The 19992-nt window shown below is 63.0% G+C and carries 20 protein-coding genes; 1 reads left to right on the plus strand and 19 read right to left on the minus strand.

Features of this window, described 5'->3' with window-relative positions; genetic code table 11:
* Positions 1 to 84: 84 nt before the first annotated feature.
* From ACE3UG_RS11570 to ACE3UG_RS11620, 11 genes are all read right to left on the minus strand, one after another.
* Positions 85 to 861, minus strand: coding sequence for a 3'-5' exonuclease (locus ACE3UG_RS11570; RefSeq protein WP_374623847.1), 777 nt, complete (start codon positions 859 to 861; stop codon positions 85 to 87).
* A 118-nt stretch (positions 862 to 979) separates the two neighbouring features.
* Complete coding sequence (rpoS, locus tag ACE3UG_RS11575) at positions 980 to 2068, minus strand: RNA polymerase sigma factor RpoS (protein ID WP_374623850.1); 1089 nt, start codon at positions 2066 to 2068, stop codon at positions 980 to 982.
* 15 nt (positions 2069 to 2083) lie between these two features.
* Positions 2084 to 2866 carry a peptidoglycan DD-metalloendopeptidase family protein gene (locus ACE3UG_RS11580; RefSeq protein ID WP_374624077.1) on the minus strand — a complete coding sequence of 261 codons (783 nt, stop codon included), beginning with the start codon at positions 2864 to 2866 and terminating at the stop codon, positions 2084 to 2086.
* 85 nt (positions 2867 to 2951) lie between these two features.
* Positions 2952 to 4157 carry a protein-L-isoaspartate(D-aspartate) O-methyltransferase gene (locus ACE3UG_RS11585; RefSeq protein WP_374623853.1) on the minus strand — a complete coding sequence of 402 codons (1206 nt, stop codon included), beginning with the start codon at positions 4155 to 4157 and terminating at the stop codon, positions 2952 to 2954.
* Positions 4154 to 4915 (minus strand): 5'/3'-nucleotidase SurE, encoded by a 762-nt coding sequence (surE, locus tag ACE3UG_RS11590; RefSeq protein ID WP_374623856.1) that lies wholly within the window; start codon positions 4913 to 4915, stop codon positions 4154 to 4156. The genes ACE3UG_RS11585 and surE overlap by 4 nt, the downstream gene beginning before the upstream one ends.
* 175 nt (positions 4916 to 5090) lie before the next feature.
* Positions 5091 to 5909, minus strand: a complete 819-nt coding sequence (locus ACE3UG_RS11595) for an ABC transporter permease (RefSeq protein ID WP_374623859.1) — start codon at positions 5907 to 5909, stop codon at positions 5091 to 5093.
* A 33-nt stretch (positions 5910 to 5942) separates the two neighbouring features.
* Positions 5943 to 6119 carry a hypothetical protein gene (locus tag ACE3UG_RS11600; protein WP_374623862.1) on the minus strand — a complete coding sequence of 59 codons (177 nt, stop codon included), beginning with the start codon at positions 6117 to 6119 and terminating at the stop codon, positions 5943 to 5945.
* 6 nt (positions 6120 to 6125) lie between these two features.
* Positions 6126 to 6938 carry an ABC transporter ATP-binding protein gene (locus ACE3UG_RS11605; RefSeq protein WP_374624080.1) on the minus strand — a complete coding sequence of 271 codons (813 nt, stop codon included), beginning with the start codon at positions 6936 to 6938 and terminating at the stop codon, positions 6126 to 6128.
* Positions 6938 to 7969: an ABC transporter substrate-binding protein gene (locus ACE3UG_RS11610; protein ID WP_374623865.1), complete on the minus strand. Its 1032-nt coding sequence runs from the start codon at positions 7967 to 7969 to the stop codon at positions 6938 to 6940. Before ACE3UG_RS11610 ends, ACE3UG_RS11605 begins: the two co-directional genes overlap by 1 nt.
* 105 nt (positions 7970 to 8074) lie before the next feature.
* Entirely contained in the window at positions 8075 to 9277 is a 1203-nt protein-coding gene (locus ACE3UG_RS11615) for a CaiB/BaiF CoA transferase family protein (protein ID WP_374624083.1), read from the minus strand.
* A gap of 336 nt (positions 9278 to 9613) precedes the next feature.
* The gene (locus ACE3UG_RS11620; protein ID WP_374623868.1) at positions 9614 to 10354 is read right to left on the minus strand and encodes a response regulator transcription factor; all 741 of its coding nucleotides are present in this window, start codon (positions 10352 to 10354) and stop codon (positions 9614 to 9616) included.
* Between the two features lie 381 nt (positions 10355 to 10735).
* On the opposite strand from ACE3UG_RS11620, the gene ACE3UG_RS11625 reads away from it, so the two are divergent.
* Positions 10736 to 11173 (plus strand): hypothetical protein, encoded by a 438-nt coding sequence (locus tag ACE3UG_RS11625; protein ID WP_374623871.1) that lies wholly within the window; start codon positions 10736 to 10738, stop codon positions 11171 to 11173.
* A gap of 144 nt (positions 11174 to 11317) precedes the next feature.
* Here ACE3UG_RS11625 and ACE3UG_RS11630 read toward each other — a convergent pair whose 3' ends face one another.
* The 8 genes from ACE3UG_RS11630 to ACE3UG_RS11665 all read right to left on the minus strand — a co-directional run bounded on the left by ACE3UG_RS11630 (position 11318) and on the right by ACE3UG_RS11665 (position 19776).
* Positions 11318 to 12649 (minus strand): hypothetical protein, encoded by a 1332-nt coding sequence (locus tag ACE3UG_RS11630; RefSeq protein ID WP_374623874.1) that lies wholly within the window; start codon positions 12647 to 12649, stop codon positions 11318 to 11320.
* A gap of 307 nt (positions 12650 to 12956) precedes the next feature.
* Positions 12957 to 13718, minus strand: a complete 762-nt coding sequence (locus ACE3UG_RS11635; protein ID WP_374623877.1) for a hypothetical protein — start codon at positions 13716 to 13718, stop codon at positions 12957 to 12959.
* Positions 13719 to 13730: 12 nt separating this feature from the next.
* A complete protein-coding gene (locus tag ACE3UG_RS11640) occupies positions 13731 to 14441 on the minus strand; it encodes a C39 family peptidase (RefSeq protein ID WP_374623879.1) in 711 nt (236 codons plus the stop codon).
* A 52-nt stretch (positions 14442 to 14493) separates the two neighbouring features.
* Positions 14494 to 15873 (minus strand): hypothetical protein, encoded by a 1380-nt coding sequence (locus ACE3UG_RS11645; RefSeq protein WP_374623882.1) that lies wholly within the window; start codon positions 15871 to 15873, stop codon positions 14494 to 14496.
* A 30-nt stretch (positions 15874 to 15903) separates the two neighbouring features.
* Complete coding sequence (locus ACE3UG_RS11650; protein WP_374623885.1) at positions 15904 to 16533, minus strand: hypothetical protein; 630 nt, start codon at positions 16531 to 16533, stop codon at positions 15904 to 15906.
* Positions 16530 to 17042, minus strand: coding sequence for a hypothetical protein (locus ACE3UG_RS11655; RefSeq protein WP_374623888.1), 513 nt, complete (start codon positions 17040 to 17042; stop codon positions 16530 to 16532). Before ACE3UG_RS11655 ends, ACE3UG_RS11650 begins: the two co-directional genes overlap by 4 nt.
* Positions 17043 to 17047: 5 nt before the next feature.
* The gene (locus tag ACE3UG_RS11660; protein ID WP_374623891.1) at positions 17048 to 17620 is read right to left on the minus strand and encodes a hypothetical protein; all 573 of its coding nucleotides are present in this window, start codon (positions 17618 to 17620) and stop codon (positions 17048 to 17050) included.
* 797 nt (positions 17621 to 18417) lie between these two features.
* Entirely contained in the window at positions 18418 to 19776 is a 1359-nt protein-coding gene (locus ACE3UG_RS11665; protein WP_374623895.1) for a sigma 54-interacting transcriptional regulator, read from the minus strand.
* Positions 19777 to 19992: the final 216 nt, after the last annotated feature.

Below are 19992 nucleotides of genomic sequence, written 5' to 3' on the forward strand. Positions count from 1 at the left end.
CCCGGCATTCTAATCGATTCACCCGCACGTGACGCATTGCGCACACAGGCGGGCGGCCCGGCTCGCCCGCCATACCCCAAGCGATCATGCCCAGGCGGCGAGATACTCCTTCCAGTGCGGTGCCGCTTCCTGTTCGAGCGACCGCCTCACGAACTCGATTTCCTGCTCGTATTCCGCCTGACGCAGCCCTCCTCGCATCAACTGATAGCGGCAGTAGACGAGATAGGTATTCACCACGTCCGTCTCGCAATAGTTGCGAATCGCTTCGAGCTTGCCGTCGCGGTAGGCCTCCCAAACCTTGCTGCCATCCATACCGAGCTTGCCGGGAAAGCCGCAAAGCTTGGCCAAGTCGTCAAGCGGCGCATTCGCTCGCGCCTGATACATCGCGAGCAGATCCATCAAGTCCAGGTGCCGGTGGTGATACCGGCTGATGTAGTTGTTCCACTTGAACTCCCGATCGTCCTCGCCCATATCCCAGTAGCGTGGCGCGGCAATGCCGTGAATCATCGCGCGGTAATGCAGCACAGGCAGATCGAATCCGCCGCCATTCCATGACACGAGTTGCGGCGCGTACTTCTCGATGGTGCGATAGAAGCCGGAGACAAGCGCCGCCTCACCATCGTCGAGAGAGCCGAGCGATTTCACGCGAAAGCCGTCGCGATCGCGGAACACGCACGAAATGGCCGCAACGCGGTGCAAGTGCAGCGGCAAGAAGTCGTGCCCCACCTTTTCGCGGCGTGCGGCAAAGGCGGCTTCGGCGACGGCGTCGTCGGACAGCCCGGCATACGCTGGCTCGAGCTTGCGCAAGCCGTCGACGTCGGGAATCGTTTCAATGTCGAAGACGAGTACGGGAGATGGCATGATTAAAATCGGAAGAGAAAATCAAAGGGCGGCCGCCGGTCGACACAAACGCAAGCGCCGTGCACGCCGCACAGCGACCGAGGTGTCGGATGGCAACGACTACCGCCCCGTACACCGATCAGAGCACAGCGTCCTTGCGCACCCCATTCGACGCGAAATAGCGCTTGAGCTTGACGAGTGCCTCTTGCTGGATCTGGCGCACGCGCTCGCGCGTGAGCCCCATTTCGTCGGCCAGCTCTTCGAGCGTGGCAGGTTCCACGCGATTGAGTCCGAAGCGGCGCTCGATGACGTAACGATGCTTGGTGGAAAGCCGTGAGAGCCACAGACGCATCAGGTCTTCCAGCTCTCGATGCTGGACCTCCTGCTCAGGGGCCACGCCGTGATCGTCGGAGAGCAGGTCGAGCAGACTGCTGCCGGGATCGATGTCGAGCGGCGCATCGAGCGACGCGACGTGCTCGTTGAGCGCGAGAATGTCAGTGATCTCTTCGGGCGTCTTGCCGGTCAAGTCGGCAATGTCTTCAATTCTGGCATCGCGTTGCTCGCCCGCATCGACGTACGCAGCACTTTTCTCGAGGTGGCGTTTCGCGCGCAACACCTGATTGAGTTCGCGAATCACATGCACCGGCAAACGCACCGTGCGCGCCTGATTCATGATGGCGCGCTCGATACTCTGGCGAATCCACCACGTGGCATACGTCGAGAAGCGGAAACCGCGCCCCGGATCGAATTTTTCGATCGCATGCATCAGGCCGAGGTTGCCCTCTTCGATCAAATCGAGCAGCGGCACGCCGCGGTTGAGGTAGCCCTTGGCAATACTCACGACCAGACGCAAATTGCGCTCGATCATGACCTGACGGGCGGCGAACTCGCCGGCCTGCGCACGCGTGGAGTAATCGAGTTCCTCAGCAGGCGTGAGCAGCGGCTTGATACTGATGCGATTGAGATAGTGCTGAACGGTGTCGGCCGTGAGTTCGGCCTGCAGCACGGTGCCGAAGTCTTCGGCGGCAGCGGACTTGTGCTTGCGCCCGGTGGCGCCGCCATCTTCGGCGGCGTCGGACGACGAGGCGTTGTCCTCCTCCGCCTCGCGCTCGTCGAAAGCGTCGTCCACGTCCTCGTCCTGCCGGGATTGTCGATCGTCGATGTCCTGATCGGGCTCCCGGGCAGCGGGGTCTTCCTCTTGCGAAGTGCGACGCTTTCTCTTGAGCATTCGACCCTGCCTAGATTATTGAGGCGGCAAATACTTCATCGGATCCACAGGTTTGCCGTCGCGGCGCACCTCGAAATGCAGCATGACACGATCTGCATCCGAGTTGCCCATTTCGGCAATTTTCTGACCCCGCGTCACGGAGTCGCCTTCCTTGACCAACAGTGTGCGGTTGTGGGCATACGCCGTCAAGAAGGTCGCGTCGTGTTTGATGATGACGAGATTGCCATAGCCGCGCAGGCCCGCCCCCGAGTACACCACCTTGCCCGCACCGGCGGCGTAGACAGGGTCGCCCGCGTTACCACCGATGTTCAGCCCCTTGTTCTTCGAATCGTCGAAGCGACCGATGATATTGCCCTTGGCCGGCCACGAGAGCCGCAGCTCACCGCTTGAGACGGCAGACGGCGCCGCCGCCGCAGATGCGTTGGCCGGTGGCGTCGCCGTCGCCGGCGGCACCGACGCCGGATTGTTGCTGGCGAACGACGAACCGCTCGCGACCGGGGCCGGCAACGGCGTGCCGGTATCCCCTGCTGGCGGCTTCACACGCAGCACCTGACCGACTTCAATCTGGTCCGGGTTCTGGATGTTGTTCCAGCGAGCAATGTCGCGATAGTTCTGACCGTTCTCCAACGCGATGCGATAGAGGCGATCACCCGGCTTGACGCGATAAAACCCTGGCGGCACCGGCGTATTGTCGATCACGGGCGCAGCGCCCGACACACTGCTATCGGTCGTCGTACCGCCTACGGTACGGTCGACGACCGGCGCGCCCACTTGCCGCGATGCGCACGCGGCCAGCATGCTCAGCAACAAGACACTGGCGACGCGCTGTTGGATACCCGCTCGCAAATTCACTCAAATCCTCCGCAGAATAGGCCCTTCGGGCTCAGATGATGCCCGATTTTAAGGGGACGAATAACACCCTATCAAGCTGCGTCTCGCGCCATTGGCGCGCACCGATGCGCTCGATGAGGGTCAGAATCTGTTGCTCACCGCCCACCGGGGCGACGAGTCGTGCACCGACCGCAAGCTGATCGATCAGCGCATCCGGAATCTCCAGCCCGGCGGCGGCGATCACGATGCCGTCGAAAGGCGCGACGGCAGGCAGCCCCAGGCGCCCGTCACCGTAATGCAGACGAATATTGGGCACCCGCAAGGGCCGCAAGTTGGCCTTGGCTCGCTCATGCAGCGGACGAACGCGCTCAATCGAATAGACGTCGCGTGCCACGCATGACAACACAGCCGCCTGATAACCGCAGCCGGTGCCGATTTCCAGCACCTTTTCGAGCGGACGCCCGCCGGCCAGCAGCAATTCGATCATGCGCCCGACCACCGACGGCTTGGAAATGGTCTGCCCATGTCCGATCGGCAACGCAGCGTCTTCATACGCCTGATTGGCGAGCGCCGCGTCGACAAATCCGTGACGCGGCACCGCCGCCAGCGCCGCCAGCACGCCCGGGTGTTTGACGCCCGACGTGGCCACGCGTTCAGCCATTCGCGCGCGCACGCGCTCGGACGTGAGCCCGATGCCGTCGGACGAATTTCCGGCCGGCAACACCATCGCGCGCACCGTGCCGACAGCCGAAACCTTCGAAGACGAGGCAGCCCCGCGCGACACCCCCCTGGCACCGCCAGCAACGCCAGCAACACCATTCGCCGCGCCCCCGCCAATACCTCCGACGTTCGCCCCTTTCGGCGCATGCCCCGTACCCATCGCTTTGGCAACGGGCCGCGACGGGTGCTTCACGGCATGCGGCGCTGGCTGCGCGTGCGGTGCGGCGGCCGGCCGTGCAAGCCCTTTGGGCACCACGGCGTGCGGCGCGTGGGCACCGCCCGGGCGGGCTGAGGCGCCCGCCATCGGCGTAGATGCGGCCCTCAGGCTACTAGTGTGCGAGGCAGACGCCGCGTTGCCGCCCGTCGTCGGCGTCTTCCCGTTCACCCGATTCGCTGGCGCCGTAGCACGCGTCATCGCGGCGGGCGGCGCACCGGCGGGACTGGCCCGCGACGCCTTGTCGAGCGCCGGTGCCTTACGCTGCCGGCGGGCCATCACGTCGGCCAACGGGAGGGGAAAACGCTTTGGCGGTGTCGTCATCGTTGGGTCACCCCTGCGCTGGTCAGCCAGTCATGCACGACGCCAAGCCGTGCGGTATGCGTGAGATCCAGTTGCAAGGGGGTGACCGAGACGTAATCGTGCGCCACGGCATGGAAATCGGTGCCTTCGCTGCTGTCGCGCGCGTCGCCAGCCGGACCGATCCAGTAAATCGTTTCGCCGCGCGGGCTTTCCTGACGGATCACCGGCTGCGATTGGTGTCGTTTCCCAAGACGCGTCGCAAGCGCGCCCTTCAGGTGTTCGTAAGGCGAATTGGGAATATTGACGTTCAACAGGAAGGGCGCACCCAACGGGCGCTCCATATGCCGCTCGACAATCTCGCGCGCCACGCGCGCCGCGCTATCGAGGTGATCCCAGCCTTTGTTGACTTGCGAGAACGCGAACGAAGGAATTCCGAAGAGAAAACCCTCGGTGGCCGCCGCTACGGTACCGGAGTACAGCGTGTCTTCGCCCATGTTCTGACCGTTGTTGATTCCGGAGACCACGATATCGGGCCGCGCTTCGAGCAGCCCGGTCAGCGCCACGTGCACGCAATCGGTCGGCGTGCCGTTGATGAATCTGAAACCATTGCCCGCCTTGAATACCGAAAGCGGCCGTTGCAGCGTCAGGGAATTGGACGCACCGCTACAGTTCTGTTCGGGCGCCACCACGGTAATGTCGCCAAGCGGTGCCAACGCTTCGTAGAGCGCGGCCAGGCCTGGCGCCTGATACCCATCGTCGTTGCTGAGCAGGATTCGCATGGGCCAATTGTAACCGAGGAAAGGTGCTCGGATATGACGCCATCTCGGCATCGGCGCGGTCTTTGCATCGGCTCGACGGCGGCGACGTTGCCACGGATCCGCTACGGATCCGACACGAAGCCGCCATCGTCCGGTCACACGCGCCGCCAACCATTGGTTGCCGGCGCGCGCCCCATCACAACTTCTCGGTCTCCCCCGCTTGCGGCTGCCAGACAAGCAAACGCCGCTCGACCACACCGACCAGCCCATCGAGTACGAGCGCAAATGCGGTGAGGATCAGCACACCGGCAATGACCGCGTTGATATCGAACGTGCCTTCGGCCTGCAGGATCAGATAGCCGACACCGCGCGCCGACCCCAAATACTCTCCGACCACCGCCCCGACGAACGCAAGCCCCACAGAGTTGTGCAGGCTGGAGAACACCCAACTGGTAGCGCTCGGCAGATACACGCGACGCAGCAACTGGCGCTGATTCGCCCCCAGCATGCGAGCATTGGCCAGCACGACCGGGCTCACTTCCTTCACGCCCTGATAGACGTTGAAGAACACGATGAAGAACACCAGCGTCACGCCCAGCGCGACCTTCGACCAGATACCGAGGCCGAACCACACTCCGAAGATCGGCGCGAGGATCACGCGAGGCATCGAGTTGGCTGCCTTGATGTACGGATCGAGCAGCGCCCCGGCGCTCGGCGACAGCGCGAGCCACAGCCCCACGGCCAGCCCGAACACCGTGCCAATGGCAAAAGCGAGCACCGTCTCGATCAGTGTGACGCCGAGATGAACATAGATCTCCCCACCGGCGAACCACTGCCAGATCTGGAGCAGCACCTTCTGCGGCTCACCGAAGAAGAAAGCCGCCTTGTCGGGGCTGTCGAAATAAAACGCCGGCAGCAGCGTCGGGCTCGTGAGGACGTACCAGACGAGAAAAGCCACCACCAGCAACAGCCATTGCCATAAACGCAAGTGCCGCATGATCGAACGATTACGCATAACGAACGAATTCCGGAAATATCAGACGACCGATCAGACAAGCCAATCGAACAAGCCAAAGCCATCCGGCAGATCGAACCCATCGAGCCAATCCAGCCAGTCCAGCCAATCCGGCCAATCCGGCCAATCCGGCCAGTCCGGCCAGTCCGATCGGTCCGGCCAATTCACCCGGCCGCACCCGAGCGCCAGAAGGGCTGCGATTTGCCACATGTCGGCTCAGACGGCTTTTAACTGTTGAGCGTAGCCCTTGAGCACCTCCTCGCGCAGCACGTCCCAGATCTGGGCGTGCAGTTCGGTGAAGCGCGAATGGCTGCGGATTTCCGCCACGTCGCGCGGACGCGGCAGATCGATCCGGAATTCCCCGATCGGGTGCGTGCCCGGCCCTGCGGCAAGCACCACGACACGGTCGGACAGTGCAATCGCCTCGTCCAGATCGTGCGTAATGAACAGCACCGCCCGACGCTTGGCAGCCCATAACTCGAGCAACTCGTTTTCCATGAGTTGTCGCGTCTGGATATCGAGCGCCGAGAACGGCTCGTCCATCAGAATGATGTCCGGATCGAGAATCAGCGTCTGCGCCATGGCGACACGCTTGCGCATGCCGCCAGAGAGCTGGTGCGGGTAGCGATCGCCGAACCCGCCCAACCCCACGCGCTTGAGCCATTCGTGTCCGCGCGCCTTCGCTTCCTCGGGTGGCACGCCACGAAACTCGAGGCCCGCCGTCACGTTGTCGATGGCATTGCGCCAGGGCATCAACGCTTCGGCCTGAAACATGTAGCCGGCGCGCGCGTTGATGCCATTGAGCGCCTCGCCGAACACCTTGACGGTGCCGGACGATGGCGCCAGCAGCCCGGCGGCGACGTTGAGCAATGTCGACTTGCCGCAACCGGTCGGGCCGACGACCGACACGAACTCGCCCGGCGCAATGTCGAGCGACGTATCGGCCACGGCCGTATAACGCCTCGAACGGTCGTCTCGCGCGACGAACGTACACGTAATGCTGTCGAAACTAAGCGCCGGTGCAGTCATCATTTGTACTTGGCGTCGGCCTTCTTCGTGAACGCATTCGTGAACGTCTTCGAGAGATCGATCGGTTTGCCCTTGACACTCTCGTCGAACGCCTGCAACGTGCGCAGCGCGGTGGCCGGGCCGTCGGCAGGAATCAGACCATCCGGCGAAATGGCCTCCTTCACGCGGCTCCACGCATCGAGGTACAGCGCGCGATCCCCCAGCAGGTAGGCATCGGGCACCGTCTTGATGATGTCTGCCGGCCCTGCCGTCTGAAGCCAGCGCAGCGCACGGACCATGGCATTGGTGAGCGCCTGCGTCGTATTCGGATTCTTCTGAATGAACGATTCGTTCGTGTAGAGGCACCCTGCCGGCATATTGCCGCCGAACACCGACATCGTTTCCTTGAGCGTGCGCGTGTCGGAGATCACGCGAATCTCCTTGTCGCGTTCGAGCATCGTGATGACCGGATCGAGGTTGACGATGGCGTCGATGTTGCCGGAACGAATCGCGGCAAGCGCGCCGGACGACGCGCCGACACCGACGAATGCCACCTCATTGGGTTTGACGCCGCCCTTGGCAAGGACGAAGTTCGCCATGATGTTCGTCGACGACCCCGGCGCCGTCACGCCGATCTTCTTGCCACGCAAGTCGGCCAGCGACTTGTAGTTCGGCATCGTCTTGTTCGACACCCCGAAGACGATCTGCGGCGCGCGGCCTTGCAGAACGAACGCGCGAATGTACTGATTTTTCGCCTGCAGCAGGATCGTGTGTTCGTAGGCGCCCGAGACCACGTCTGCGCTACCGCCCACGAGCGCTTGCAGCGCCTTCGAGCCGCCAGCGAAATCCGAGATTTCGACGTCGAGACCTTCGTCCTTGAAGTAATTCAGACGTTCGGCAATCGTGAGCGGCAGGTAGTAAAACAGGTTCTTGCCGCCGACGGCGATTGCGACCTTGGTTTTCTCGAGTTTGCCCTGCGCGAAGCCGGGGCGGATGCCTGCGCCGATCAAGCCGGTGGCGGCCAGGGCCGTAACGAACTGACGTCTTTGCATGAGGTGTGTCTCCTTGGTTGCAACGTTTTTTCTTAGTGTGACGTGCTTTTTTCACGCGCCGCAGCCGGTGCCGCGACCCGCTGTCGTGTGCGAGATCGGGTCAACTCAAATGACGCCGTTCTCGCGCAATGCCTTGATTTGACCGGCATCATAACCCAGTTGCCCGAGCACCTCGTCGGTGTGTGCACCCAGTTCCGGGCCGAGCCACTGCGTCTGCCCAGGCGTCTCGGAAAGCTTGGGGGTCACGTTCGGCAGATCGATGGGGGTGCCGTCCGGAAACGTGTGACGCTGGATCATCTGGCGCGCGATGAACTGCGGGTCCTTGAACATGTCGGCAACGGTATAGATGCGGCTCGCCGGCACATCGGCGCCCTGCAATACCGCAAGGGCCTCGTCGATGGAACGCTCGCGCGTCCAATGGCCGATCGCGTCGTCAATTTCCTGTGTGCGCGGCACGCGCCCGTCATTGTGGGCGAGCGCGGGATCGTCCGCCAGATCGGCGCGCCCGATGGCGGACATCAGCCGCCTGAAGATCGGATCGCTGTTGCCGCCGACGACGATCATGCCGTCGGCGCAGGGATAAGTGTTCGACGGCACAATGCCGGGCAGCGACGCGCCAGTGCGCTCGCGCACCATGCCGGCCACGCTGTACTCCGGCACGACGCTCTCCATCAGATTGAAGACAGCCTCATACAGCGCGACGTCGACCACCTGCCCCCGTCCACCGTTCACGTTGCGATGATGCAGCGCCATCATCGCGCCGATCACACCGTGCAGCGCAGCGATGGAATCGCCAATCGAAATGCCGATGCGCGGCGGCGGCCGATCCGGATACCCCGTGATATGCCGCAGCCCCCCCATCGACTCGGCAATCGCGCCGAAGCCGGGCCGGTCGCGATAGGGTCCCGTCTGCCCGTACCCCGACAGACGCACCATCACCAGCCCCGGATTGTCGGCCGACAGTTGCTCATACCCCAACCCGAACCGCTCGAGCAGCCCCGGTCGGAAATTCTCGACCACGATGTCGGCCTGTGCAGCGAGCTTGCGTACAATCGCCTGCCCTTCGACCGACTTGAGGTTGATCGTCACCGATTTCTTGTTGCGCGCCTGTACGGCCCACCAGAGCGATGTGCCTCCTGCATCGGGGTGCAACTTGCGCCACTTGCGCAACGGATCGCCGTGCTGTGGGTCCTCGATCTTGATGACTTCGGCACCGAATTCGCCCAGCATGCGGGCGGCAAACGGACCGGCGATAAGGGTGCCCAGTTCGAGTACCTTCACGCCCGCGAGCGCACCGCGCGCCGGCAGACCGGCCGCGCCGCCCGCGTGCGGGACGAAAGCTTCTGAGGACGTACCGGCAGCAGGTGCCGTAGGGGGCGCAACGCAATCTTGCGGCGATGCAGATTCGGACGGCTTGGACGGCTTGAACGGCTTGGACAACGCGTAGACTCCTGTGCCTCGTCGACAAGTGTCGCCGTCGACGTCGAGACGCTGCCGCAGGCGGCGCCTGTGCAAATGGGTAACCAATGAAGTTCGTATAGTAATTCGACAGCCCGAGATCGGCCAACCCTCCGGCGACGAATCCCGGAAGGTTCCGAGCCAAATGGTCGCAGAGTCCGAGCGGGCGGCCCCGCGAGCGATGCCTCAGGTCTCGAACAGGTGTCGTGCGCCGCGTTGCGCCGCGATGTAGATCGCCTCGCCACGGTTGCGTGCGCCGAGCCGCCGGTATAACGCAGACACATGCGTCTTGGCGGTTCCCTCGGAAATCACCAGTTGCTGGCAGATCGTTTTGATGGATAAACCGCGCGAGAGCAGTGAGAGAATTTCATACTGCCGCTGCGAGATGCCGAGCAGCGCCGACTCGGCCAGTTGCGTTGCCTTGTCGCCGCCCAGCGGGAACACCGGCATGCGTGAGAGCGGCAGCGCTTCGCCCATTGCCTCCTGCCGCCAGAGCACAAGCAACGCCGAAAGGGCTTCCTCTGGCACAAATCGTCCGCCCGAGAACGCCAGATCGAAGACCGAGCGAGTTCGCGCGACCGAGTTCGGCCAAGGCAGGCACGCCGCGACGCCGGCTTGCAGCCAGCGAATGATCTCATCGGGAAAACCCGCATCCCCAATCACGATCACGGGCACCGGCGGCACACATTCGGCGGCGACCGCGCATAGCCTGTCCACGGCCGGCGTGCGGGCGACCGCTTCATCGAGCACAAGCGCGCGCCGCGACGGCAACTCGCGCAACCAGACCCAGTCTTGCGTCGTCACATCCGCGACGTGACGCAAAACCGACGGTGCCGCGTTCGCCTCGGTTTGCAACGCGACCTGCAGGCCGCTCAGCCAGGTGGCAGCCTCACCCACGACCAGCACGCGCATGGTTTCCCCTGTCATTCCGGTCGGCTCCCCGCCCCCAAGCCGCCGCCCTGCTTTTTCTCACGCCCGACCCGTTCGTCGTTTGCCCACCCGTTACATGTTCGACACATGTCGTGGCGAGGACAAAAACGGAAGCGGTCCTCCAGCCTTCATCAGGATCGAGGTATCAGGCGTCACCTCACTTTCAGTCCAGTTTACGCACCGCGTACGCGTCCGGGCACCGCACCCATCGGAAACGCCCGCCCTCGTTGCCTCTGCACAACAGAACGTAATCTGCGTAATCTATTTACTCAATTTCAAGAAATTCCGCTATTACTTATTTCCCTTTCTTTTCTCGAATCGCGCCATAAAATACAAGCACTACTTAGACGACAGCAGATTGAGGCCGGGGGGCAAGCCATGGATCGAATCTCCGTCAAGACGACGCGCCGCGCCCTATGCTGTTTGGCAGCGGCATGTTTCGCCATCACCGCTCGGGCCGAGACGATCGGCGTCGGCGCCATGCCTATCGCTGTGAGCGACGCCCTGCTCGCCAGCACCCGCGCTGCAAACCTGCCACGCGACATCGTCGCCCACATCCCCGGCGCGGCGCCTGCCGCCATCGCACCGGTCAACGCAACGACGACGGCAGCCAACAACGTCCGCCTGTGGGATGAAGTCGTCCCGCCCGCGCCGTCGCCCAAGCCCACTCAGGCGTCGATGTCGTTACCGGGCCCGTTGCCCATGACGGCCACCGCGTCGCACTTTTCACCCCCCGTTCTGGCCTCGGGAATGCGGGAGACGAGTTTGAAGTTCAACGTCAACCTCGGTCGTATGTCCTTCGGCGCGGCGCGCTGACCGATGCGCCATTAACGCGCCGCCTGCCATCAACGTCCTCATTCGCTTCACACGCCGCGCCGCGCCACTGCGCGTCTCCGACATCGGCGACGCGCAGTCCGATGGACGCCCGCCGCCATGCCCGGCCCTGCCACCCGCGCGTCGTCAGAACGTGTACGGGAAGCGAACGCCGATCACGTAGTTCGGGGCATCCGGCGACATGCCCGCGTTGACATAACCATTCACGGTCCAGTGCCTGTTGATCGCGTAGTTGATGCCGAAGTTGAGCGACGCCGCGTTCGTTGAGCTGCCGGCCACCGTGGTGTAGGCGGTCCCCGGCGTAGCGGTCTTCGTCGCGCGCGAGATCGCCGTTGAGTACGAGATCGACAGCGCCGTCTTATCGTTGAGCGCGAGCGCCATCCCCGCCCCCACCTGGATGATGTCGCCGAGCTTGACCTTCGCAGCTTGCGTCGTTCCCTCAATCGTCGAGATGTCGTCGAACGTGCGAGCGACGTTGTACGTGTACGCGACGTTCGCGAACAGCACGATCGGATCGTAAGTGCGCAGGAACGACAGGCCCGCAGTGAACGCCCAGATGCCGTTACCTGTAGGCAGACGCGCGGGTGTGGTCAGGTTGTTGTTGGTCGGATCGGGCGTGCCGAGCTTGATGCCGAATGGCGACGTACCCGTCGGCGCGGTCACGCGAAACGACGCCACGATATCGGGCCAGTTCGCATTTTCCTTGACGAGTTGGTAGTACAGCGACGCATTCACGTCGCCGATATTCGCCGAGTTCTTGCTGATGTCGCTGATCGACGATGCCGCGCCGCCGACCCCGCCCGAGATGAAGTCCGAATTGCGATAGAGATAAGGCACGTCGAACGCCACACTCAACCGGTCGTTGATCCCGTATCGCGTGTTGACGTCGAACGTCCAGACATTGGCCTTCGTTTGACCGAGGTTCAACTGCCCGAGAAAGATGGCATCGAGCGCGAGAAAGCCGCTCAACACAAGTTGACGGCGGTCGTAGTAGCTGTAGCTGATGCCGGCGTCGATGGTGAGCTTTCGGTCGAACAGCGGCGCGTGTTGCGCCTGCACGACGGCCTCTTCGGCCGGGGTGCGCTGCGCGTCGCTCGTGCTCTTTTGCATCTGCTGCGTCTCGCCGATCGGCGTGGCCGAGGAAGGCCCCGACGCACCGGCAGCGCCGCCGCCAGGCGCGCCGGCCGAGCCGGCGGCAGAGCCGTCACCGGGCGAGACCTGCGCGATCTGCGCAGTGTCCCATGCGGTCAAACCGCGACCGCGTTGCGCCATCTCAATGTCGGTGAGGCGCTGTTTCAGAGAAGAAATTTCCCGCTGCTGCCGGTCGACCATGTCCATCAACATTTGTAGACGGTCGTCCGGCGATGGGTTCGTATGCTCCTGAGCCTGGGCCGATAGCGTGAAAAGCAGTACCCCCAACGGAATAGCGGCAACGGGAAAAAAGCGGTGAGTGTTCATGATCCCCCCCGGGTAAATATGCGGACGGGCGTCCGCGCGCAATCCAACAAACACGTATGTCCAACAACGGCTGTCCTTGCTGCTCGACTGCGGGGCGATGCGTACGAAACCCGTTGCGATGCGTATTGACGTGCAATGCCCGGGCTCTGCCGACATCACCTTCTTGTAAGCCGCGATCGCTCTGCGGCGGTGCCCCACTTCTCATTGTCTTGGTGTCCGGCGACGCTTTGACCTGCCAGGCACTGCTGCCGGCGTCGCCCTGTCCATGCACGGATGCGCGACGCCGTCACTTCACTTGCACTTCAGTTCATCGGCGAATGGCGACCATGTTCGCCATGGCGTTCTGAATGCCGGCCTGACGTAGCGCACCCGAGGTGAGCGGGCTCGTCTGCAGATTCAGTTGCATCGTGTTCATGACTTGCTGGGCGTTACCCGCGACCTGCACGACCTGCATGATCTGGTTCATCGCCGCGCCGGCGCCACCGCCCACGCTCTGGCCAAGGTTGCCGTTCGGCGTGTTGAGCGAGATCTGCATGCCCGCCGACGTGATGGCCACGCTGGCGCTCAGATTGCCCACCGTGGTATGCGATCCGTTCGCGCCCTGCCCGTTGAGCGGCACCAACGTGGCGATCGTTACCCCAGGCGCAAACTGAATGATGGCTTTATTCAGTGCGTTGTTCGCGTTTCCCGCAACTTGCGTAATCTGTGCGACACCATTCACGAGCACGCTCGCCGCGCCCGCGACTGCCTGCGTGATGGGCGCCGTTGCGGGCACAAGACCGGGGATGATGCCGGTCGCGGCGCCGGTCTGTACGTGATAGCCACCGCCGCTTTGATTCACGCCCAGCACACCGGTGGCCATCAGGCTCGCACCGGTCGGCATTTGCCATTGCGACTGCATCACGAGCTGGAAGCCCGTGATCATGTTCTGTTGCGCGTACTTGCCGGTCGCGTGCGAGAGCACTTCGTCGCTCACGGGCGTCCAGCTCTCGGGTACCACGCTCGATGCAAAGGCCGGCACGGCACTTGCAATCAGCGGGATAGCCAGCATCGGGACATATCGGTTCATGATGGTCTGGTCTCAAAACAGATCCGCCCGGATGAGGCCAAAGTCCACCATCGGGGTCGGTGATGTCCCGGTCGCCAAGGCGCTGTCGCGCAACTTGACCGCCAGGGACTCGTTTCCTTTGAGCAGCGGTGAATCCTCCAGAAACGGCTTGCCGATGACCGCCAGCACCAAGCCGTTCCACTGCTTGGCAAAATCGGCTTGCTCGATAATGCGATTGCCTAGCGCCGGATCGGACAGGAACACGCGTCCGTCCTTCGCTGCCTTGATGACCACAAAGTGCTGATAGCCGTTGACGTCGATCAGCGCGATGACCGGGATCTTCAGGTCATACAGTGCGTTGATGTCGACTTTGAAACCTCGCCCCTCGAGCCCAAGCGTCTCCACGAATTTCTTCATGTCGAGCATCGAGAAGCCATTCCTGATGACCGTTTCCGGGTTGGAGAACGCCATCATTCGCTGAATCAGTTCGGGCTCGGGAATGTTGATCCCGTAGCCATAGCGCAGCAGCGTTGCGAGGGCTGCGGATCCACAACTGAAGTCGTATTCCTGCTGGACCAGATTCACGTAGTGCATCGCCTTGAACGAGCGAATCTTCTTGACCGCCGGTACGCCGGTCGAAGACTCGAGGTTCACCGATGCATACTGCGCGTGCCCAGCCACGCTTGCGCACGCCAGAGCGCAAACAGTAGCGATCCTCACTGCGGCACGACGCACATCGTTCATGACACACCTCACAAAAAAACCGGTCCGGGATTGCCCGGACCGGTTAGGTACATCACTTGATTGCCGAGATGGCGAGGCTGTTGGCCTGCACGTTGCCGATACCCGAAGCCACGTTCACGCCGACGTTGCCGCTAGCCCAGGCGAGTGCGCCGTTGCCCAGCGAAGCGGTGGCGATGAAGTCGCCCGAAGCGTGCATCCTGGCCTTCTGGTCGGTTTGTGCCGTCGCGTTAGCCGCACCGCCCGTGTGCCAGCCGTTCCCGCCTTGCGAAACCGCAGCGGCCAGGCCGTTTTGCTGCACGTTGCCCACACCCGCAGCCACGTTCACGCCGACGTTGCCGGTCGCACCGGCGAGGGCGTTGTCACCCACGCTGGAGTTCACATAGAACTGCGAGATGCTGGCCGAGCCCTTCGACGACTGGTTCGCGAACACCTGCGCCGAGGCATACACCGGCTGAGCGTTGAGCGAAGCGATCGCAACGTTGTTGGCCTGGGCGTTGTCGGCGCCTGCAGCCACGTTCACACCGATGTTGCCGTTGGCGTTAGCCAGCGCACCGTTGCCCAGCGTTGCACCCATCGTCTGGTATTGCGCTGTGTTGAAGTGAACCGTCATCGCACCCTTGACCCAAGTGCTCGACTTCATGAACGTGTCGGAGAAGCCCCACATTGCTCCCGAGGCGATCGACTCGCTCGACACCGACGCCTGACCTTCGTTGAACACGCCGTGGAACGCCGCATCGAAGCTCTTCTGCGTGTTCAGGAAGCCAGACGCGAGGAAGCCTGCTGCCTGCTGCGACTGCTGGCCGTAGGCATAGCCACCCCAGGCCGAACCCTGACCCGCACCGAAGTTGCCGACAAGGTAGCCGCCATACAGCGCGAGGCCGCCCGGCAGCGGAATCACGCCGCCACCGATGATGCCGCCGCCACCCGCGATGTTCGAGTACTGATACCCGCCGCCAGCGACGAAACCGCCCGAGCCAGAGCTCGACTGACCGGCCACATACCCGGCACCCGCCTGAAAGGCCTGGCTGGTGTTCAGGTGACCGTTGGCCGAAGCATTCACCCACGATGTCGTGTTGTCGAACGAGGTCGTGGTCGTGCCGCCGATCAGATAGGCGCTACCCTGATTCGAGACCGTGGTGGTCTTCGAATCGACGCCGTAGGTCACATGACCGGTGGTGTAGTTGCCAAGCAGCGGACCCGTGAGGTTCACATTGTGTACATCGACGCTCTGGTTGCTTTGCACGACGGCGTTGCCGGTGTTGTCCACCGTGACGCAACCGCGAATGCCGATCAGACCGAAAATGCCCACCAGATTCAGAACGTTGGTCTCGTTGCCGATGAACGAGAAGCTGTACTGCTGGTGATCGGGTGACGCCATGGCGCTACCCGTTGCTACCAGCAGTGCGGCCGCTGCAATTGCTTTCGTTTTCATGACCATCTCCTTGACGAGAGAGTTACCCAGTTAAAAAGATGTGCCCGCCGGGGGACGGAGCACAAAAACATTTGCGGTTACATTGCCTATCCCAGCCGACTGGTTCACTTGGACCACCCCGCTCGCCCCGCGGAAGGCGTCACCGGAAATCGACGCCGTGCGGAATTGATCGTTGAGGTTGTCGCGCCCAGCCGGGCCACCCTTGGAGATCGCAGCGGACAGTGCCGTATCCGATACGCTCGCCACTCCAGACGCATCGCCAGTCACAATGACGGTCGCGTTGCGTTGAAGATTGCCGGCACCGCTCGCCTGGTTGACTTGCGTCAGCCCCGAGGTGCCTGAAAATGCGTTGCCTTGAATTGCGGCGCTGGCCGCGCCGGTCGTCGTAGTGACGAGTGCTTGTTGGTTCGTGCTCGACGCGCCGGCCGTGAGCCCGCCGCCGTTCGCGATGACCGCGCTGTTGGCTTGGGCATTGTTCACACCAGCGGCCTGATTCACGCCCAGCGCACCCGTCACGCCCACTGCCACACCGTTCTCGATGGTGGCGTGCGTGCCGGCGAGTTCGCCGTTCACGATCCACACGTCTTGTGCCGACGACACCCCGGCGAGCGCGCTCAGCACGGCCGCTAGCGCCAGAGGGAGGGCGCGATGTGCGCTCATTTGGCCGCTCCTGCCGCACCGATGCTCGTGAGCGGCGCGAGTGCCGAATTGATCACCGACGGCACCAGCGTGCCGATACCGCCGATTCCGCCGCCTCCGCCTGCACCGGCGCCAAAGCCGCCGCCCACGCCGTTGGAGGTATTCAGCGCGTTGCCGCCGCGGGCATTGCCCACGAGCACCCCCATTACCGGGTTGATGCCCGATTGCACGGCGCCGGTCACGAGACCGACCGAGCCACGGCCCGTCAGTTCGCTATCTGTGACCTGATTCACCGCCCCCATGGCGGCATCGAACGGCCCCGTCGGGAAGGTCGGCACCGCGATGGCAATCGGGTTCTGCTCGCGCGGCAGGCCGCGATAAGCGATTTGCGGGCCAATGTTGCGCTCGACCACCAGGTCACCCGGCGTCGCAGGTTCTGCGTGCGCGCGGCCGGGGAGCATCACCGGGGTCAGCGCCACGATCATCGTGACGAAGGCGCTGGCGGTGTGCGTGATGGTGTGTTGGGTCATGTCGTTCACCGCGTCGTGTAGGTCACACGCATCACCTGAACGTTGTTCATGCCATTCGACAGTTGTTGCGGACGCGGTGTCGGCGCCACGGCGCCAGGCAGTTCGTCCCACAACGTAACGCCGTTGGCGAGCACCATTCCGGGTGACCGGACCATTGCGCCGCCCTGCAAATTGCGGCCGCGCTGGCTCCCGAGTTGTTCGTCATCGATGCGGGCCGCCGCAATTGGCATTCCCGACGCGACGGAGTCGTTGTGTCCAGCGGCGTTGTCCGTCACATCACGGCTGGCGACGGCCGGTGCTTCGTCCAGCGTCGCTTGAATCGCGAGCGACGTCACATCCGCCACCGGCACTACCATCGCGGCGTCGGCGTCCGAGACCCGCGTCGGTGGCAAGGCCGTTGCAAACGATGCCGGCACCATCGAGCCCGTGAGCATCGCCACATGCAGGAGCGGCGAGCGGGAGAAATCTTGGGCTTGCGCCGGTGCGGCGCACAGACCCAGCGTCACGGCGATGGCGGCGCCCAGAGCGCCTGCACTTTGTCGTACGCGGTAGTTCAGTTCGGTGGTGAGAATTCGCATCGCTTTGCCCTCCTTGCCCGGGACAATAAAGCGACTTCCGTGCCACCCCACTTAAGTCATTGAAAACGTTGACGCAAATAATTCCAGCACCCAGGCCTCCGCGACCATGTGTGCGAAAACGTTTCAGCATTGATACGTGGTCCCCGCAAAGACGCCTGTGTCACTGCACCGACGTATTCGACAAACATTCCGAACTGCGAACGATATCGGCGTGGTCAGCGACGCGTGCCGAAGAGGCCCGGCCGACGCGGGTTTCGCGCGACAGCATTGCGGCAGATTTGCCATGTTTCGCCAGAACGGCGCAGCGACATCACGTGTACCCACGCTTCGCACGACGCCGTCCGTGGCTTCGGATGTTTCATCTTTGATGTGTCTGCGGGACAACCCTCGGCACCCGTTTCCGCTCGCGGCGACGCGCACGGCATCGTCTCGTGCGATTCGCTTCGAGGCGGCGTCGTGGCGTGTGATGTGCGAGGCACGAGGCGCGTATCGACGCATTGCATCCAGACCTGACATCGGGACCTGACATCCGGACCTGAATGGCAGCGCAGAGCGTGATCGGCCGATCGGCGGGGCAACGCAATGCGTACGACAAACGGTCAAGGCAAGAGCGGAGAGGATCGCCGGAATCGCTCGTCGTCATTAGCGACGGCAGAAGTCGCAGATCGCGAGGACAGGGAAGAAATCAAGGTCTTGCAGCCCTTCCGGACGCAGCGACGTGACGATCTTCAGGAGCCCAAAAAGAAACGACCGCCCTGCTCATCGCAGGACGGCCGCCCTCTCTTCGCCAGAAGATATCAGGCCGGCACGCCCGATTCGTCACCACGCATTCCGTATCGGCACATGAGCCGATACAGGGTAATGCGTGAAATGCCCAGCTCTGCGGCCACGTCGGTCAGACGGTGACAGTGGCGCAGCAATGCCTGCTCGATGGCCGTTCGTTCGGCCTCGGCACGAATTTCCTCAAGCGTGCGTACCAGCGTCGGCACCCACGGCAGCAGGTCGAGATCCTTGGCCGAAATCATGCGACTGTCGGCCATGACAATGGCGCGGCGCACGCGGTTGATCAGCTCCCGCACGTTGCCCGGCCAATGATATTCATACATCGCCTGCACCGCGCACTGCGTGAAACCGCGGATCTTGCGATGGTTGTCGCCCTTGAAGCGTTGCAGAACGTGATGCGCGAGAATCTCGATGTCCTGCCCGCGCGCACGCAGCGGCGGCTCGTCGACACGCAGCACGCACAGGCGGTGGAACAGATCCATGCGGAAGCGCCCTTCCTTGACGGCCGTCTCCAGGTCGACGTGCGTCGCGGAAATGATGCGCACGTTGACCGGAATGACTTCGTGACCGCCCAGACGCTCGATCGCGCCCTGCTGCAAGAAGCGCAACAGGCTCGCCTGGCTCTCGATCGGCAGATCGCCGATTTCATCGAGAAACAGCGTGCCGCCATTGGCAGACTCGACCCGGCCGATCTTGCGCGCATTGGCGCCAGTAAAGGCGCCACGCTCGTAGCCGAATAATTCGGACTGCATGAGATGCGGCGGAATCGCCCCGCAATTGATTGCGACGAACGGTCCCTTGGCGCACATGGAGCGCTCGTGAATGGCGACCGCGCTCAATTCCTTGCCCGTGCCCGACTCACCGAAGATGAACACGGGGGCATCGGTCGCCGCTACCTTGCGGATGGTGCGAAAGAGTTGCTGCATGGCCTCGCACGTCCCGACCATCTCCTGATCGCCGCCGACTTGCGGCGTGAAGATCGGCACTTCCGAGAGCGACGCCATGCCCCAGGCATGACCGATGGTGTGGGCGAGCTGATCGTTGGTGCAGGGAACGTTGACGTAATCGAAGCAGTAGTCGCGAATCAGCCGCCGGATCGACGTTGCCGTGAGCTGCTCGGGATTCGTCGCTGCAACCCAGCCGACCGTGGCGGGCTGCATGCAGGCTTGGAAAGCGCCCATCTCGCGATCGCTGTAACCGCTTGCCAGATCGATGAGCGCTGCGCTGGTGGTCCCCGGATTCAAAATGCGACTGACGTCGCTGGCGCTCTTGGCCGGCGCAACTTGCCAGCCTTGCTCTCCGAGAAACGACAGCAAACCGTCGTTGTGCTTTCGGGAAGCATAAATCAGGGTGCGCCCGGTATCGTTAGCCATACCTTAACTCCCTGCCTAAGCAGTGCCTGTGCGCCGTTTTTTGGTCTTTGACCGGATCGACACGACAGGTATACGGCCCCGCGCCGCTTGAGAGTGGTTGTGTTCCCCGTGCTGTTGGGTCCTCGATTCGGCAGATTCAGTCTAGAAGACCGGGGTGGGGGTACAAATACCGAATAACAGCTAATCCGATTGGATGAGAGGAGCAGTACCTAAGCG

Origin of the sequence: Pandoraea sp., from assembly GCF_041919235.1 — a bacterium.
Lineage (GTDB): Bacteria > Pseudomonadota > Gammaproteobacteria > Burkholderiales > Burkholderiaceae > Pandoraea.

Coding starts and splice junctions, on each gene's coding strand:
- ACE3UG_RS11570 (WP_374623847.1), bottom strand. CDS start 861: ATGCCATCTCCCGTACTCGTCTTCGACATTGAAACGATTCCCGACGTC.
- rpoS (WP_374623850.1), bottom strand. CDS start 2,068: ATGCTCAAGAGAAAGCGTCGCACTTCGCAAGAGGAAGACCCCGCTGCC.
- ACE3UG_RS11580 (WP_374624077.1), bottom strand. CDS start 2,866: ATGCTGGCCGCGTGCGCATCGCGGCAAGTGGGCGCGCCGGTCGTCGAC.
- ACE3UG_RS11585 (WP_374623853.1), bottom strand. CDS start 4,157: ATGACGACACCGCCAAAGCGTTTTCCCCTCCCGTTGGCCGACGTGATG.
- surE (WP_374623856.1), bottom strand. CDS start 4,915: ATGCGAATCCTGCTCAGCAACGACGATGGGTATCAGGCGCCAGGCCTG.
- ACE3UG_RS11595 (WP_374623859.1), bottom strand. CDS start 5,909: ATGCGTAATCGTTCGATCATGCGGCACTTGCGTTTATGGCAATGGCTG.
- ACE3UG_RS11600 (WP_374623862.1), bottom strand. CDS start 6,119: ATGTGGCAAATCGCAGCCCTTCTGGCGCTCGGGTGCGGCCGGGTGAAT.
- ACE3UG_RS11605 (WP_374624080.1), bottom strand. CDS start 6,938: ATGACTGCACCGGCGCTTAGTTTCGACAGCATTACGTGTACGTTCGTC.
- ACE3UG_RS11610 (WP_374623865.1), bottom strand. CDS start 7,969: ATGCAAAGACGTCAGTTCGTTACGGCCCTGGCCGCCACCGGCTTGATC.
- ACE3UG_RS11620 (WP_374623868.1), bottom strand. CDS start 10,354: ATGACAGGGGAAACCATGCGCGTGCTGGTCGTGGGTGAGGCTGCCACC.
- ACE3UG_RS11625 (WP_374623871.1), top strand. CDS start 10,736: ATGGATCGAATCTCCGTCAAGACGACGCGCCGCGCCCTATGCTGTTTG.
- ACE3UG_RS11630 (WP_374623874.1), bottom strand. CDS start 12,649: ATGAACACTCACCGCTTTTTTCCCGTTGCCGCTATTCCGTTGGGGGTA.
- ACE3UG_RS11635 (WP_374623877.1), bottom strand. CDS start 13,718: ATGAACCGATATGTCCCGATGCTGGCTATCCCGCTGATTGCAAGTGCC.
- ACE3UG_RS11640 (WP_374623879.1), bottom strand. CDS start 14,441: ATGAACGATGTGCGTCGTGCCGCAGTGAGGATCGCTACTGTTTGCGCT.
- ACE3UG_RS11645 (WP_374623882.1), bottom strand. CDS start 15,873: ATGAAAACGAAAGCAATTGCAGCGGCCGCACTGCTGGTAGCAACGGGT.
- ACE3UG_RS11650 (WP_374623885.1), bottom strand. CDS start 16,533: ATGAGCGCACATCGCGCCCTCCCTCTGGCGCTAGCGGCCGTGCTGAGC.
- ACE3UG_RS11655 (WP_374623888.1), bottom strand. CDS start 17,042: ATGACCCAACACACCATCACGCACACCGCCAGCGCCTTCGTCACGATG.
- ACE3UG_RS11660 (WP_374623891.1), bottom strand. CDS start 17,620: ATGCGAATTCTCACCACCGAACTGAACTACCGCGTACGACAAAGTGCA.
- ACE3UG_RS11665 (WP_374623895.1), bottom strand. CDS start 19,776: ATGGCTAACGATACCGGGCGCACCCTGATTTATGCTTCCCGAAAGCAC.